At 63.1% G+C, this 14,677-nt stretch carries 14 protein-coding genes; 11 read left to right on the top strand and 3 right to left on the bottom strand.

Features of this window, described 5'->3' with window-relative positions:
- Positions 1–56: 56 nt before the first annotated feature.
- Positions 57–734, top strand: a complete 678-nt coding sequence (locus BRAO375_RS06115) for a ZIP family metal transporter (RefSeq protein ID WP_009026584.1) — start codon at positions 57–59, stop codon at positions 732–734.
- 5 nt (positions 735–739) lie between these two features.
- Here the strand turns inward: BRAO375_RS06115 and hpnK are convergent, their stop codons facing one another.
- Positions 740–1,633, bottom strand: coding sequence for a hopanoid biosynthesis-associated protein HpnK (gene hpnK / locus BRAO375_RS06110; RefSeq protein ID WP_052536052.1), 894 nt, complete (start codon positions 1,631–1,633; stop codon positions 740–742).
- 204 nt (positions 1,634–1,837) lie between these two features.
- Between hpnK and hpnN the strand changes: the two genes are divergently transcribed.
- From hpnN to BRAO375_RS06075, 7 genes are all read left to right on the top strand, one after another.
- Positions 1,838–4,453: a hopanoid transporter HpnN gene (hpnN, locus tag BRAO375_RS06105; protein ID WP_009026582.1), complete on the top strand. Its 2,616-nt coding sequence runs from the start codon at positions 1,838–1,840 to the stop codon at positions 4,451–4,453.
- 166 nt (positions 4,454–4,619) lie between these two features.
- Positions 4,620–5,354 (top strand): PAQR family membrane homeostasis protein TrhA, encoded by a 735-nt coding sequence (gene trhA, locus BRAO375_RS06100; RefSeq protein ID WP_009026581.1) that lies wholly within the window; start codon positions 4,620–4,622, stop codon positions 5,352–5,354.
- Positions 5,355–5,419: 65 nt separating this feature from the next.
- Positions 5,420–6,442, top strand: a complete 1,023-nt coding sequence (locus BRAO375_RS06095) for an AI-2E family transporter (RefSeq protein WP_009026580.1) — start codon at positions 5,420–5,422, stop codon at positions 6,440–6,442.
- A gap of 60 nt (positions 6,443–6,502) precedes the next feature.
- Entirely contained in the window at positions 6,503–7,654 is a 1,152-nt protein-coding gene (locus tag BRAO375_RS06090; protein WP_009026579.1) for a glycosyltransferase, read from the top strand.
- Positions 7,651–8,760 (top strand): AI-2E family transporter, encoded by a 1,110-nt coding sequence (locus tag BRAO375_RS06085; RefSeq protein WP_009026578.1) that lies wholly within the window; start codon positions 7,651–7,653, stop codon positions 8,758–8,760. The genes BRAO375_RS06090 and BRAO375_RS06085 overlap by 4 nt, the downstream gene beginning before the upstream one ends.
- Positions 8,757–10,079 carry a class I SAM-dependent methyltransferase gene (locus BRAO375_RS06080; protein WP_009026577.1) on the top strand — a complete coding sequence of 441 codons (1,323 nt, stop codon included), beginning with the start codon at positions 8,757–8,759 and terminating at the stop codon, positions 10,077–10,079. Before BRAO375_RS06085 ends, BRAO375_RS06080 begins: the two co-directional genes overlap by 4 nt.
- Positions 10,079–10,723, top strand: coding sequence for a YkoP family protein (locus BRAO375_RS06075; protein ID WP_009026576.1), 645 nt, complete (start codon positions 10,079–10,081; stop codon positions 10,721–10,723). The genes BRAO375_RS06080 and BRAO375_RS06075 overlap by 1 nt, the downstream gene beginning before the upstream one ends.
- Here the strand turns inward: BRAO375_RS06075 and hpnA are convergent.
- Together hpnA and BRAO375_RS35620 are read right to left on the bottom strand one after the other, a co-directional pair.
- Positions 10,688–11,731, bottom strand: coding sequence for a hopanoid-associated sugar epimerase (gene hpnA / locus BRAO375_RS06070; protein ID WP_052536051.1), 1,044 nt, complete (start codon positions 11,729–11,731; stop codon positions 10,688–10,690). The genes BRAO375_RS06075 and hpnA overlap by 36 nt on opposite strands.
- The gene (locus BRAO375_RS35620) at positions 11,731–12,432 is read right to left on the bottom strand and encodes a phosphorylase family protein (RefSeq protein ID WP_175345295.1); all 702 of its coding nucleotides are present in this window, start codon (positions 12,430–12,432) and stop codon (positions 11,731–11,733) included. Before BRAO375_RS35620 ends, hpnA begins: the two co-directional genes overlap by 1 nt.
- Between BRAO375_RS35620 and BRAO375_RS37875 the strand changes: the two genes are divergently transcribed.
- The 3 genes from BRAO375_RS37875 to BRAO375_RS06055 all read left to right on the top strand — a co-directional run bounded on the left by BRAO375_RS37875 (position 12,431) and on the right by BRAO375_RS06055 (position 14,301).
- Positions 12,431–12,616: a hypothetical protein gene (locus tag BRAO375_RS37875; RefSeq protein WP_175345294.1), complete on the top strand. Its 186-nt coding sequence runs from the start codon at positions 12,431–12,433 to the stop codon at positions 12,614–12,616. The two genes, BRAO375_RS35620 and BRAO375_RS37875, sit on opposite strands and share 2 nt — an antisense overlap.
- A gap of 33 nt (positions 12,617–12,649) precedes the next feature.
- Complete coding sequence (hpnI, locus tag BRAO375_RS06060) at positions 12,650–13,858, top strand: bacteriohopanetetrol glucosamine biosynthesis glycosyltransferase HpnI (protein ID WP_052536050.1); 1,209 nt, start codon at positions 12,650–12,652, stop codon at positions 13,856–13,858.
- A 155-nt stretch (positions 13,859–14,013) separates the two neighbouring features.
- Positions 14,014–14,301 (top strand): hypothetical protein, encoded by a 288-nt coding sequence (locus BRAO375_RS06055; RefSeq protein ID WP_009026572.1) that lies wholly within the window; start codon positions 14,014–14,016, stop codon positions 14,299–14,301.
- The last annotated feature ends 376 nt before the right edge of the window (positions 14,302–14,677 follow it).

Below are 14,677 nucleotides of genomic sequence, written 5' to 3'. Positions count from 1 at the left end.
CAAACCATCGCGTCGAACCCGTCGGAACGCCACTGTCGGACGTCCGTTTGCTCGGGATGTGGATCTATGCCCTCATCCCTGTGGGTGCCTCGCTGCTCGGTGGCCTGTTCGTCGTGTTCTCGCAGCCGAGCAAGCAGATCACGAGCGCCGCCCAGCATCTCGCCGCCGGCGTGATCTTCGCCGCCGCCGCCTCCGAGCTGTTGCCGGACGCGATCCGCCGAGGGACCATCTGGCCCGTTGCGGCAGGAGCCGTGGTCGGCCTGGCGGCCATGCTCATGCTTCGGGTGGCCGAGCAGCGCGCCAGCGGGCCGGCTGGACTGATTGGAGCAGCCGCAGTTGACGCCCTCATCGATGGCATCGTCCTGGGCCTCGGCTTCGCCGCCGGTCAGACGCAAGGCATCCTGCTCGCGATCGCGCTGTCGCTGGAATTCCTGTCGCTCGCCGTCGGAATCGCGGCGGCATTCCAGGCGGGTGTGCCCAAACACCTCGTCCTCGCAACCACGGTCGTCGTATCATGTATGGTTCCTGTAGGAACGCTGCTGGCTCATCCCATCTCGCGCAGTCCTGACGCACTTGAGACCGCTGCATTCTCGTTCGGCCTCGTCGCCCTGCTCTATCTCGCGGTCGAGGAATTGATGGTGGAGGCTCACGAGGTCGAAGACCGCCTCTGGACCACGGCGATGTTCTTCGTCGGATTCATCGGGCTGGTCATTCTCAACGAAGCACTCGGCTGATGCAATCAGCGCGCGTTCGCACAGGCGATCACCGGCGGCACAATCGCAGAAGCAGAGTGTCCAACGTCGGCATAGCCTCCGACCTTCGTTCCGAAGCCGCCGACCCGAGTGACGACGTCAGCTGATGTCAGGGCCGCAAACTCATCGCAGTAGCGATAACCCATCGCGCAGCCGGCGAAGGTGTTCGCTGACGCTGGATGAAGATAGATCTCGACGAGTCCCGCGGGAAGGCGCCCGAGAAGAGCCGATAACCGCGAGCGCGTGAATGCGCCGGACCAGGCGAGGCCGAACACTGCGTCGGGCACGAGAAAGCCGGCGCGCCGGGCGATACGTCGTAGAAAAGTTGCGTGTGCCTGCAACGCAAGGCCCGACAGGCCCGGGGCCGTCCTATCGATCTCCCAAATAGGCTTTCGCGGCTCAACCGGAATCCGCACTGCAGGGGCGCCAAATTGGCGCGCGATTGCAAGCAGGTCCGACAAAACCACGGGGTGGAGGTGAAAGTGCTTGTGAACGTTGACATGATCGAGCTTGAGCCCGGTCCGGACGAAGGATTCGAACTGAGCCTCGATTTCTGCCCTGAGCTGGCGCCGTGTGTCCTGAGAACGTACGAGCTCGACGGCCAACCGCACCTGATCCGTTCTAAGTCGTCCATTCGCGGCGAGTAGATCCGGGATGTGGTCCTGACCGAGAACTGCGTGGCCCTCAAGCAGCGTCAGATGTAAACCGATGTTCAGCTCCGGCAGTCGACGTGCGCGCGCGATGGCGTCAATCGCGGCTGCTCCACTCACCATCAGGCTAGCTGCAGTCAGCGCTCCCATTCGGTGCGCGCTCTCGACTGCCTCGTTCACCTCTTTTGCGAGCCCGAAATCGTCGGCATTGATCACGAGGCGATGCAGCATGGGCGATCCGGCGGGGGCTGGCCGGAGCAATGCTTCCAGCTTCCGCTTCGTTCCCTCGACTGACATCGCGGAGTGTTCGCGACCGTACACTTTATACTCCGTCCGACCGGCTCTAAGATGGCAGGAACTTGCAGGTGCCAGACGGTTTGATCGATCGAGGGCTTGCGCCCTCGTTCGGCTCCTCGCGCGAAGCGTCTTACTGCCATGATCACCAGGCTCATTGTGCGGATCGTTGACTCCTGTGCACAGCACAAATGGGCGACGCTCGTACTCGGCATGCTGCTCATGATCGGCTGTAGTCTGTTTGCCGTGACGCGCTTCCAGATCAACACCGATGTGGAAGCCTTGATCGCGCAGGACCTGCCGTGGCACCGGCGTCAAGCTGAGCTCGAGCGCGCGTTTCCGCAGCGCGCAGTGACGGTGGTGGTCGAGGGACGCACTGCCGAGGGCGCGACGCTCGCCGCCGATCGACTGGCCGATTCCCTACGCAACGACCGTGCCCACATCCGACAGCTGAACCGGCCGGACGCCGGCCTCACGCTCGAGGGAAACGGGCTGCTGTACAGCTCGGAGGCCGATCTCAAGCAACTGATCGCTGGGCTCACAACCGCAAAGCCATTGCTGCGCGGCTTGGCTTCGGACCCTTCGTTGCGCGGCGTTGTCAACATGCTGACGTCCGTCGTCCAGTCCGGCCAGGTCGGCCTCGACCGCCTTGCTCGTCCGCTCGCGCAGGCGAGCGAGACCCTGAAAGACGTGCTGGCCGGGCGGCCCGCCACCTTCTCCTGGCAGGCGCTGCTCCAAGGTCATGACCTGCCACTCAGCCTGCGACGGCACTTCATCGAAGTCTCCCCCGTTCTCAACTTCGATCAATTGCAGCCCGGCCGCGCCGCAACCCAGGCCATCCGAGGCGCTGCGCATGAGCTCGCCCTGAAGCGCGACTATGACGCGACGGTTGCGCCGACGGGCCAGGTTCCCATGAACGACGAGCAGTTCTCGGTCATCCGCGAAAGCGCGTTGCGCGACACGCTGGCCGCCGTGTTCGGCGTGATCGTCGTGCTCTGGCTCGCCCTGCGGTCCTGGAAGCTCATCGTCGCCGTCTTGTTCAGCCTTGCGGTAGGACTCGCAGCGACCGCCGCGCTCGGTCTGCTGATGGTCGGCTCATTCAATCTGATCTCGATCGCATTCTTCGTGCTGTTCGTCGGCCTCGGAGTCGATTTCGGTATCCAGCTCAGCGTACGCTACCGTGCCGAACGCCATGAGATCGGTGATCTGCGAAAAGCCTTGAGGAATGCCGCGCACAAGGCGGGTGATCCCCTCGCCCTGGCGGCTGCTGCAACGGCCGTCGCGTTCTTCGCCTTTCTGCCGACCAGTTACCGCGGCCTTTCCGAGCTCGGCCTGATCGCGGGCTTCGGCATGATCCTCGCGTTCGTCTCCAGCATCACGATGGTGCCGGCCGCACTGATGCTCCTGGCCCCGGCGGGCGAGGCCGCGCCGATCGGCTTCCCCCGCCTCGCGCCGCTCGACAACTTCCTGCAACGCCACCGCAAGATCGTCCTGGCCGTCACGGCCGCAGTCATTCTGGCTGGACTTCCGCTCCTGTTCCAGCTCCGGTTCGATTTTAACCCAATCAATCTGCAGAACCCGTCATCGCCCGCGGTCGCCACCTATCGTAAGTTGCAGCAGGATCCGCTGGCGGCAAGCCTGGACGCTGAGCTGCTCGCCGCCAATCTCGAGGATGCCGATCAGCAGGCGAAGCGGCTCTCAGCGTTGCCCGAGGTTGCGCGCACATCAACACTGTCGACCTTCATCCCGGCTCAACAGGATGGAAAGCTCGCCATCCTTCATCAGGCACGCTCTGATCTTGGACCGGCACTCCGGATACGGGAGGAGACCGAGGCTCCCACCGACGAGCAGACCGTTGCTGCCCTCCAATCGGCCGCCAAGGCGCTCCAGGAAGCAGCCAGAGCCGACGAGGGAGAGGGCGGGACCGCTGCGCGCGATCTCGCCGGGCTCTTGGAACAACTCGCCAACGCCGATGCGGCGGCTCGCGAGCGCGCCGCGCTCGCCTTCATTCAACCGTTGACCTATGATCTCCAGGCACTCAGATCTGGCTTGTCCGCAAGCCGTGTGACACGCGACACACTGCCCCCGGACCTGAAGCGGGACTGGGTCCTTCCGGACGGCCGCGCCCGGGTACAGATTTCACCCAGAGGCAATGCCAATGACGCCGACGTGCTGCGCGGCTTCGCCCGAGCCGTGCTGGCCGCTGCTCCTGTGGCTAGCGGCGCCGCGATCAGCTACTATGAATCCAGCCGCACCGTCACCGGCGCCTTCGTCGAAGCCGGGCTCCTTGCGCTGCTCGCGATCACGGCGCTGCTCTATATCGCCTTGCGGCGGATCGGCGACGTGCTGCTCACGCTCATTCCGCTGCTCGTCGCCGGTCTGCTTGCACTCGAAATCATGGTGATCTGGGGTCTTCCACTCAATTTTGCTAACATCGTGGCACTCCCGCTTCTTCTCGGAGTCGGTGTTGCCTTCAAGATCTACTACATCATGGCCTGGCGGGCGGGAAAGACGCACCTGCTCCAATCCGCGTTGACCCAGGCTGTCGTGTTCAGCGCGCTGACGAACGCCGTTGCCTTCGGCAGCATGTGGGCCTCCGAATATCCGGGGATGTCGAGCATGGGAAGACTGATGGCCCTCTCGCTCCTCTGCACCATGACCGCCGCCGTGTTGTTTCAGCCCGTCCTGATGGGACAGCCGAGAGACGTGAAGCCATTCGCACGCGAATGCCCAGAGGCGCCACCTGCAGCGGAGTAAAAACACAGTCCGCGACCGATCCAACCTTACCCTCGCAGGGAACGGGCGGCGTGCACGATCGATTGGAAGCCATGTGATTGTTTCTACGCACCTTCGCCTTTCGGCGACAGCGCTCGTTATCAACAGCTGGCCTCCTTCGTTCAAAACCCGACCGTAGCTAATCCCAATGCGCATTCTCTCCAACACGCTCAAAGCTCATGACCTCCAGACCGAACGCCGCCGTCGCGCCATTGTCGACCTGACCGCGCCGATCGATTGGCCCTACAGCCCAGTGGAGATCCGTGCCGATCTTCTCATTCATGTCGTCGGGCTTTGCTTTGCCATTTCCGCAGTCCTGGCAATGACCGCTGTTCTCGCGCCGCTGAGCGACGTCGAGATGCAAGTCGACGTCGCGATCTATCTCATCGGTCTGCTGCTGACCCTCAGCACGTCGGCGGCCTTCAATCTCTGGCCGATAAGTCCCGCAAAGTGGCTGCTGCGCCGCCTCGATCATTCCGCCATCTATGTTCTGATCGCCAGCACCTACATGCCGTTCATCGCCAGGGTCCAGCAACCCGGAGTTAAGCTTGCCTTGCTTGTCAGTCTGTGGAGTACGACGGCTGCAGGGGCGACGGTCAAGCTGCTGATGCCCGGCCGCTACGACAGGCTGGCGCTCGTCGCCTATCTGCTGATGGGATGGTGCGGTCTGACTTTGTGCAGAGCGCAGGCCGACACGCTTCCACCTGCGGTCAATTGGCTGATGATCGGCGGCGGCGTGTCGTTCAGCGTCGGTGTCGTGTTTCATCTCTGGCGGCGGCTGCGCTTCCAGAACGCAATCTGGCACTGCTTTGTCCTGATGGGAATTGTGCTGCACTATTTCGCGATTTTCGACATCGCGAGCAACGGGCACGCTCCCCATTGAGGACATCCGCTCCTGCTTCAGGGCCAGCTCAACACGTTGCTTCGGACAGGGAGACGATGACTCAGATGTCGACCGGCGAATTCACCAAGCGCGTCGCGATTGCGGTCGCATTCGCCGCGTTGCCGCCGTTGGTTTGGTATCTGCGCGACTTCGTGCTTGTCTTCGTCGGCGCAATCCTGGTGGCCATGCTCTTGGAGTTGGTGAGCGAGCCGTTCACGCGCTGGATCGGCATGCCGCACGGCTTTGCTCTGATGGTGTCCGGTCTTCTCATTTTTTGTACCGCAGGCGGAACATTCTATCTGTTCGGCACGCAGCTGGCGTCGGAGATCCAGGACGTGCTGACCCGCGCCGAAGCTGCCGCCTCCTCCATCCGGGACAATATGCGACACTCGGAGTTTGGCCGGCTCGTTCTCGCCCATGCCGGGACGGGAAACATCTCGCTGACGAGCCTTGCCAGCAATCTCGCCAGTCTGAGCGTCCAGGTTCTCGAACAGATCGTCTTCACTGTCGCCGCCGGGGTTTATCTCGCCGTGCAGCCCCAGGTCTATCGCAAGGGCCTGGCGGCGCTCTTCAGGCCGGGGAGCCGTCGTGACGCGCTCGAAACACTCGATGATATCGGCCGCGCGCTGCGCCTGTGGCTGCTCGGGCAAGGGATCCAGATGCTCCTCATCGGAGCCCTGTCCGCCACAGCAGTCTGGCTCATCGGCCTGCCGTCTCCGATCGCCCTCGGCGTCATCGCGGGCGTCTGCGAGTTCGTTCCCTATGTGGGACCGTTGATCGCGTCCATCCCAGCCGTCCTGGTGGCCGTGAGCTCAGGCCTCCCCGTCGCCATCTGGACGATCGTGGCGTACCTCATCATCCATCAGATCGAAGGGAACGTCATCGTACCAGTCATCCAGCGGCAGCTCATCTTCCTGCCGCCCGCCGTGCTCATCCTCAGCATCGTGCTCGTCAGCATGATCTTCGGCGATGTCGCGATCGTGTTCGCTGCACCGATCACGGTGATCACCTTTGTTGCCATCAAGAAGCTGTATCTCCGCGAAGTGCTCGGCCAGCCCACAAGCTTGCCAGGCGAACCAAAACCGTGAACAGGAACCTATCCGGCGGCCACTCATTGAGCGGTCCGAGGATGACGACCGAGGCGCGCGATGGATCTTGCGCTATCGATTGCCTGGCTTGTTTGTGTTGCGTGGCTGATTGCGCGTGCCAGCCGTCAGCAGGCGCTGCTGCCGTCGCTGGGATCCGTGCAAGCACCGAACAATGATTATCCGGGCGTCTGCGTCATCATTCCCGCGCGCGACGAGGCCTGCAACCTCGCCGCTTGCCTGCAGGACCTCGATGCGCAGGACTATCCGCGCGATCGTCTAGCGATCTTGGTCGTCGACGACAGCTCTCGCGATGAAAGTCTCGCGATTGCCCAGTCGTTCGCCGCCCGATCGCCGTTGATCCGGCCAGTCAGCAGTCCGCCGCTTCGCCCCGGTTGGGTTGGGAAGCCGCAGGCCTGCTGGACCGGTGCCCAGGCCGCCCCTGCCGGCGCGGAATGGCTGTGTTTCATCGATGCAGATGTGCGTGCCGAGCCTTCATTGCTGACCAGGGCGGTTCGAACTGCCGAGTACCTTGAACTCGATCTGCTGTCGCTTGCACCACGTCAGGAGCTTGTGAGCTTTCCGGAGCGTTTGCTGATTCCCTGCGGCTTCTATCTGTTGGCATTCACCCAGGATCTCGCAACTTTGCAAAGGCCAGAAAGCCCCGGCGTTACCGTCAGTGGACAATTCATGCTCGTTCGGAGATCAGCATATCGCGCGGTCAACGGCCATGCTGCCGTGCATTCCGCGATCTGCGAAGACGCTGCCTTGGCAGGCCTGATTAAACAAAGCGGACGGCAGGTGCTGCTTGCTGACGGGCAGACGGCGCTGACCGCGCGCATGTACCGAGGCTGGACAGATCTGTGGCCTGGCCTTTCGAAAAACATGGTCGAAATGCTCGGTGGTCCCGCGGCGACCGTCATCACCGCCGCCCTGGTCGTACTGGCGTCGGCAATCAGCATCCTGCTGCCCGCGCTGCTCGCTGAACGGTGTGCCGATGGGACCACGTCGAGCTGCATTGCAGCTCTGCCGGCTGCCGCGGCAACCGCGGCGCTCGTTGGACTCCATGTCGCCGGAGCCGTCTACCTGCGTATCCCGTTCTGGTATGGCTTGCTGTTTCCGCTCGGCTATTGGCTAGGCGCATGCCTTGCGATCGAGAGCGTCCGTCGTCACCGCAAGGGGCGCATCGTGTGGAAAGGACGGATCTACCCGTGACCGGCACGTCCTGCCAGATCAGCACCGCGAAGGATCACGAGCACGTCGAGAAGCTTTCGACACACGCGATCCTCTTCATCGTGGCCCTCGCGATCATCACCTTATATGAGCTTCAGCTCGTTCTGCTTCCGTTTGTCCTGGCCGCCGTCGTGAGCTACATTTGCTGGCCTTTGATCGCGCGGATCGTAGCAGCAACACATCTGCCGTGGGCGCTCGTCGCGGCCCTGGGCTTCTTTGTCATCGTCGGCGCGGGTGCGCTGTTCGGCTGGCTATGCGGTCCTCCCTTCGCCCGTGAGATCGCTGCCGCGCTCGGCGACCTGCAGACCACGATCGCGCAACTCGTCCGCGGCGTTGTCGGCGCCGGCCCCGTTCGCGTTCTCGGCCAGCAGATGTCTGCACCGGATATCGCACGCCAAGCCACCGTTGCGCTGAGAGATGCACTTGCCACCCCGCGCCTGATCGCGTTGCTGGCCGGTACGACGTTCGGCGCCGGCTTCGGGCTAATGCTCACGCTCGTCATTCTCTTCTTCTTCATGATCAGCGGCGACTCCATTGTCCGCGGCCTGATTCGGCTCGTTCCGCCAGGGCATCGCACGCTCGTGACGGATCATCTCCTCGTCACGCTCGATCCCGTTCTGCGGCGCTACTTCATCGGCGTGATGGCCGTCGTCTGCCTCGCGGCAATCCTGGCCTATATCGGTCTCGGTCTCGCGCTCGGCGTTCCGCACGCCATCTTTCTCGCGCTGCTGACGGGCGTACTCGAGGCAATCCCGGTCGTAGGTCCAATTGCCGCGGCGGCGATCGCGGGCGTTGTTGCCCTGCAGCACAATTCGAGCTTCGATGCCATCGTCGGCTATGGCCTCTACCTGGCGGCCCTGCGGCTGACCATCGATCAGCTGATCGGACCGATCCTGCTCGGGGCGGCGGGGCGCGTGCATCCGACTCTCATCATATTCTGCTTCCTCGCAGGCGGCGCGATTTTTGGCATCGTCGGCGTGATCACGGCCGTGCCGATCGCACTCGTGATCCGAACGACGCTGGCGACCTTGTACGACGAAAGCCCCGAGCAGATGCGCAGAGGGAGCAGCCCAGGAGTGACAAGATGAGCCTCGTCCGCCATCTCCTTGAACGGCTGGAGGACCGCTTCGGCAATGATCTTCCCCCGGTTCGATTGGTGTTCCCCGACGGCTCCTTCTTCTCGTCGACGCACCCTAACGTCACGATTACGTTCCACTCGGCCGTCGCACTGAAAGCCCTTGTCGTCGGCGATTTCTCGCGCGCCGCCGACTGCTATGTTGCGGGAGATATCGAGGTGGACGGACCGATCGAGAATGTCGTTCGCGCGGGGATTGCTCTTGCAGAGCGGCTCGGCCGCTTTTCACCGATCGTCGGAGCCGCACGCCTGCCGGCGCTGACACGGCTGCTGCGGAAACGATCACGCGCTCGCAGCAACGTCCATCATCATTACGATGTCGGCAATGATTTCTACCGGCTCTGGCTGGATCCGCTGATGATTTATTCCTGCGCTTATTTCCGCACCGGACACGAGGACATTGCGCTCGCGCAGGAGCAGAAGCTCGAACACATCTGCCGCAAGCTTCTGCTGCGACCAGGCGACCGGCTGCTCGACCTCGGCTGTGGATGGGGAGGCCTGGCCCGATGGGCGGCGACGCGCCACGGAGCGCAAGTTGTCGGCGTCACGCTGAGCGGGCAGCAATATGCGGCAGCCAGCGACGCCGTTACCTCGGCAGGCCTTTCCGATCGGATCGACATCCAGCTCAAACACTACGAGGATCTCAATGACATCGGTAGTTTTGACCGGATCGTCTCAGTCGGCATGTACGAGCACGTCGGGCTCGCTCATCTCCCGGCCTATTTCCGGACCGTGGCCAGAGTGCTGCGCCCCGGCGGGGTGTTCCTGAACCATGGAATCGTTTCGACCGATCCCGCCGGCCGCTCGCGCGGGCCGCCCGGCGGCGAGTTCATCGACCGGCATGTGTTTCCCGGCGGCGCCGTTCCCCACCTGTCGCGTGTTCTGGTCGAGCTCTCCGCGTCCGGCCTCGAATTCGCCGATGCGGAAGACCTTCGTCCGCATTACGCGCTCACGCTACAGCACTGGAGCCGTCGACTGGAACAGCATCTCGCCGAGGCATACGCAACGACTCGTCCGGAGATCGTTCGAACCTGGCGGGTCTTCCTCGCCGGCATGGCTTGCGCCTTCGATCGCGGATGGCTGTCCATCGCGCAGGTGCAGGCGTTCAAGCCATCGACCGACGGCTCGGTCCAGCGGCCCTGGACGAGAGGTTACCAATATGTCCGCCCTCCTCCCGCCGTCGGGGCACCGTTTTCGTCTCCGCTGGAAGCCGTCGGCGGCGACTTGGCGAGCACGGTATCGCGCCCGCTGTCCGCATCGGAGCGATCGTGATGTTGAGCAAGTTGATGGCCACTATCGATCAATCTCTGCGCGACCGGCAGCACATCTTCGAGTACACGTCCTCCGCCAGTTGCCTGTTCCGACTGCAGAGGGCGGCGTGCCGTACCGCCGTGATGCTGCCAGACGGCACCTATCTGCCCGCCGGCGCTCCATTGCTTGCACTTCATGTCTGGAACGAGCATGTCCCCCCGTTTTCCCCGACCGGTCCCACGCTGGCCTGGGCGCGACGGCTTGCGCGTGAGATCGACCTGTCGTTGCGCGAGCTCGCATCCTTCGTAGCCAGCCGCAAGGATTTCGACGACATTGTTGCGATCAGCGGGACGCTTGCCTTTGGATCGGATGACACAGCTCCGCTGATGGCCGAGCTTTCGGCGCGCTACGGCTTTGCCGCAGCACGCGAGCAGGCCAGCACATCAAGAACCGTAGCCGAGCGCGTGCACTGGTTCGGCGAGAATGTCCTGATCTCCCTGCTGGTGTGGTCGCATAACCCGGCCGCCCTGCGCAGCAACACCTTGGGGCGGACCCGCGTGGCCGTCTATATGCCGCGCGCCGCTCTCATTGCTCGGTTTGGCCGCAGCCCGGATCAGGGCCCTTCCCGGTCACAAGCCGGTGGGCAGACCGCCGCAGGCGGCTGAGCGTCGCACGCCATACCCGTTCGCTTCGAACCAGCTGAGCGCATCATGGACCGCTAGCCGATAACTCCTCGCGTGATAGCCCAGTTCACGCGCGGCCTTTGCCGTGTTGAAATACATCCGGTGCCGCGCGAGCTGAACGCCGGTCCAGGTCGCCAACGGCTCCCTTCCGGTCAGAAAGGCGCTGGCTTCGCCCGCCAACGCAGCCGGCACAGCAGCGTACCAAGGCAATCGGACGGCGCGAAAGCGCCGGCCAAGCTGCGACGCGACCTCCGCCAACAAATCCGACAGGGAGACGTTCTGACCGCCGAGCACATAGCGCTGCCCGATCCGACCGCGGTGCAGAGCCGCCAGATGCCCCTTCGCAACATCGTCAACATGAACGAGGTTCAATCCGGTGTCCACGAAAGCCGGCATCCGGCCCCTCGCTGCCGCGACGAGGATGCGCCCGGTGGGTGTCGGACGCCAGTCACGCGGGCCGATCGGCGCTGACGGGTTTACGACAACGGCGGCCAGATTGTCCTCGGCGATCTTCTGAAGAACCAGTCTTTCAGCCAGAATCTTGCTGCGCTTATAGGGGCCCACAGCCATCTCGAGTGGAAGACTTTCCGGCTCCTCCGCCGAGGCGTCACCGACCTGATATCGCAAGGTCGCGACGCTACTCGTATAGACAATCCGCTCAATTCCCGCGCGCAGAGCCGCCGACATCAAATGGTCGGTGCCCATCACGTTGCAGGCCAGAACTCTCGCGCCATGATGCAGCGACAGCCTGTAGTCAGCCGCGACATGGAACAGAAAGCGGCATCCCTCACAGGCCTGGCGCAGCGAAGCCGAGTCAAGCAGATCCCCGTAAGCGAAGTGTACGCTCTCGGACGACAGGTCTGCATAATGGCTTCCCCTTCTGACCAGCGCTCGAACTCGAAATCCTTGCCGAACCGCTTCGCGGAGCACTGCCGAGCCGATGAAGCCGCTGGCTCCGGTCAGAAGGACATCGGCTTTACTCAGGGACATCAAGTCCTCGTGGCCGACTTGGGTTCGGCGGCCGTGCCAGGCGAGGCGAGCGCCAGACAACATCCGTGCAGTGATCGCCTCGCCTGCGGCCAATCCGCGCAGAGACGCAAGATGGCCAAGGCGTCAAGCGGACGTCGCATCACGAGTCCGCAAAGACGGACCGGACTTGTCTGCCCGGCGGAAGAGACACAGCTCACCGCCGCCTCGGGCACGCGCCGCCCAACGTCATCCATGACGACCCGGATGGCCAGAAATGGGATTTTGTTGGTAGCCGCCCATCGCGCAATTGAATGCGATTCCATATCGACCGCAACCGCCCCCGATCGTCGCGAGAGCTCGCGGCGCGCTCCTGCACTGGTGACAGCGACGTCGGCGCCGGCGATTGGAGCGTAGATCGCGGACGACATCTCCGATAGCACACCATCTGCCCACCGATCGTCGGTGGGAAAGCACTGCCCGTTGAATACGACGGCGGACGCAACGACCACATCGCCCAGGCTGACTTCGTCGCACAGGCCGCCGGCAAGGCCGAGGCTAACGAGACCCCGGATACGAGTGGCTGAAAGGCATTCCAAGCTCTGCGCCCAGGGTTCGACGCGGCTCAGCGGTACGAAGTGCCTCCGCGCTATCTGCGACTCGAGCTCCAGCGCCACGCAGATGGTGACGCCTCCGTCCGAGCCCGATGTCTGCAGGAATTCCATGAGCATCAACGCCGACGCTATTTCAAGGTTGCTCACGCTGCGACGCTACCTTGGCGAGGAGTCCGCAAGGCAACTAGCGACTCTCAACAACATCGAGCCATTTCTCAACAACATCAAGACATCACTTCTGCTGCGTACCAACAACTTAGGAACGTCCCGGCATATTGGTTCATTCGCAACATGAGCCTGCTAAAGGCGCAGTCTTGGCGGCAATCGCATGGTCTCCATGCTCAGGCCCAGCCAGTTCTCATGTCAGACGCATCGTGATTTGATCATGACAGCACCTCATTTCCATATCGTTGCCGACCTCTGTCTTGCCGGCGCCAGCCTCGGCATTCTGTACAACTGCTTTGCAGCAGGAGCCGTGCTCTGGTTCTTCGGTCAATCATCCGAACCTTCCCGCAACATGCACGCGTCTCGAACCGTCACCATTCTCAAGCCGATACACGGCTCGGAGCCCGGCCTATACAAACGTCTGTCGACTCTCTGCCGGCAGAACTATGCTGATTCGATCCAGATCGTAGCAGGAGTCCAGAGTCCAGCGGACCACGGCGCCCATGTCGTGCGATTGCTGAAGCGCCTGTATCCCGACCAGCGGATCGACCTCGTCGTCGACGAAAGATGTCAGGGCACCAATCGCAAGGTAGCAAACCTTGCCAATATGGAATCCGCAATAACACACGACACGGTTATATTGTCGGACAGCGATATCGTGGTCGGGCCCAACTTCGTGGCGGACACGACAGCCGCGCTGGAGTGTCCAACCAACGGGGCCGTGACCTGCCTCTACTATGGCATGGCCGAGCGTGGCCTGTGGGGACGGCTCTCTGCCCTGAGCATCAACTCGGCCTTCCTCCCCAACGCCGTCGTTGCGCTCGTCTGCGGTGCGGCCACTCCGTGTTTTGGTTCTGCCATCGCGATGCACCGCGACGTACTGCAGCGAATCGGCGGATTTCAGGCGTTTTGCGATGATCTGGCGGACGATTATGCGGTCGGACAGGCGGTCAGAGCCCTCGGGCTCGAGGTGATCGTTCCCCCCTGGGCGGTCGGGCATGTCTGTTTTGAACGTAGTTTTTCGGCGTACTGGCAGCATCAACTGCGCGTCCACCGCACGATCCGTTCGGTCGACCCGGTCGGCTATGGCGGGCTCATCTTCATGCAGCCGCTGATGCTTTCGCTGCTGGCCGGTCTGTTAGGAAGCGCCTATCCGCTGCTGCTTGTCGCAATCGCAGTCGCAAGCCGCCTCGTGCTTGCGACGACCGTCGCGAGAACGCTCCGGCTCGAAGGCAGGGAACGACGGCATATTGTCCTTCATGACCTGATCATGGCGGCCGTCTTCGTAGCCGCCTTCTTCGGCACCAGCGTCGCGTGGCGCGGGCACCGCTACCGGATTCTTGAGAACGGCACCCTCGACGACGCGCGGTGACGCCGGATTGACTAACGCAATGTTCGCCCTGGAACAGCGATGGGTCGTCTCAGAAAGCAAGCGCGGCGCCGTACCGAGGGCCTTATGCAGCGGTTTACAACCTTCGACTCAACCGCTTTACGTAGCGCTCGACCAGTCCGTCGGAGTGCATCACAATGGACAACATTGAACGCTGTTTTGCAATCGTGACAATGACCAGTGTTCTGGTTCTCGTCGGCAGCTTGAGCGCCTTGGGCGCCCTCGATCGGGCGCAAGTGAAGGCTCCTCACCATTCCGGCCAAACCATCGAGAAGCCCGAATTAGCTTTGCACAGTTTGAATTCGCTGACCTGCCGGCCGTCCCCGGCGCCCCCCACTCTTGCGGCGAGCCGGCCGATTCTGCAAAGCCTGTTCTTGCGGAATGCCAGTTGCGTCGACCTCAACCCCACGCCGACCCCCGCCTGATTGCCGGCCGCCCCGCGTTCGCACAGGGCGGCGGGATCAAGCGCTCAGCGGCTCAATGCACCGCTTGCGCCTGGACCCGCGGCTCCCGGTGCGCGTTGATTCTGGTCCGCTGCGGAGACGTTACCGCCGGCTGCCGGGCTAGGCAGAGCCGAGCCGCTCAGACCAACGCCGCCTCCGCTGGCCCCCACCGTTCCGCCAGCTTCCGTCGCGGGATGGTTCGCCCTCGCGTTGAGGTCACCACTCTGGATGTTGGACCGTTGAACCGGAGCGGCCGTATCGGGCCTGGCAGACGACCCGCCGCTCGCTTGCTCCGTTGCGGCCGGCGCGTTTGCCGAAGTGTTATGAGGCTGCGAGTTCGCTCGGCCAGTCGTCTCAG

This window comes from Bradyrhizobium sp. ORS 375 (genome assembly GCF_000239775.1).
GTDB lineage: Bacteria > Pseudomonadota > Alphaproteobacteria > Rhizobiales > Xanthobacteraceae > Bradyrhizobium.
Note: the sequence above shows the minus strand (reverse complement) of the source record. Positions and strands in the feature narration are given on the sequence as shown.

Excerpts from the sequence above, each read along its gene's own strand:
- hpnI (WP_052536050.1), top strand. The coding sequence starts at position 12,650 with ATGGTCTCCATGCTCAGGCCCAGCCAGTTCTCATGTCAGACGCATCGT.
- hpnA (WP_052536051.1), bottom strand. The coding sequence starts at position 11,731 with ATGTCCCTGAGTAAAGCCGATGTCCTTCTGACCGGAGCCAGCGGCTTC.
- BRAO375_RS37875 (WP_175345294.1), top strand. The coding sequence starts at position 12,431 with ATGAGCATCAACGCCGACGCTATTTCAAGGTTGCTCACGCTGCGACGC.
- BRAO375_RS06090 (WP_009026579.1), top strand. The coding sequence starts at position 6,503 with ATGGATCTTGCGCTATCGATTGCCTGGCTTGTTTGTGTTGCGTGGCTG.
- hpnN (WP_009026582.1), top strand. The coding sequence starts at position 1,838 with ATGATCACCAGGCTCATTGTGCGGATCGTTGACTCCTGTGCACAGCAC.
- BRAO375_RS06115 (WP_009026584.1), top strand. The coding sequence starts at position 57 with ATGTGGATCTATGCCCTCATCCCTGTGGGTGCCTCGCTGCTCGGTGGC.
- BRAO375_RS35620 (WP_175345295.1), bottom strand. The coding sequence starts at position 12,432 with ATGGAATTCCTGCAGACATCGGGCTCGGACGGAGGCGTCACCATCTGC.
- BRAO375_RS06075 (WP_009026576.1), top strand. The coding sequence starts at position 10,079 with ATGTTGAGCAAGTTGATGGCCACTATCGATCAATCTCTGCGCGACCGG.
- hpnK (WP_052536052.1), bottom strand. The coding sequence starts at position 1,633 with ATGCTGCATCGCCTCGTGATCAATGCCGACGATTTCGGGCTCGCAAAA.
- BRAO375_RS06095 (WP_009026580.1), top strand. The coding sequence starts at position 5,420 with ATGTCGACCGGCGAATTCACCAAGCGCGTCGCGATTGCGGTCGCATTC.
- BRAO375_RS06055 (WP_009026572.1), top strand. The coding sequence starts at position 14,014 with ATGGACAACATTGAACGCTGTTTTGCAATCGTGACAATGACCAGTGTT.
- trhA (WP_009026581.1), top strand. The coding sequence starts at position 4,620 with ATGCGCATTCTCTCCAACACGCTCAAAGCTCATGACCTCCAGACCGAA.
- BRAO375_RS06080 (WP_009026577.1), top strand. The coding sequence starts at position 8,757 with ATGAGCCTCGTCCGCCATCTCCTTGAACGGCTGGAGGACCGCTTCGGC.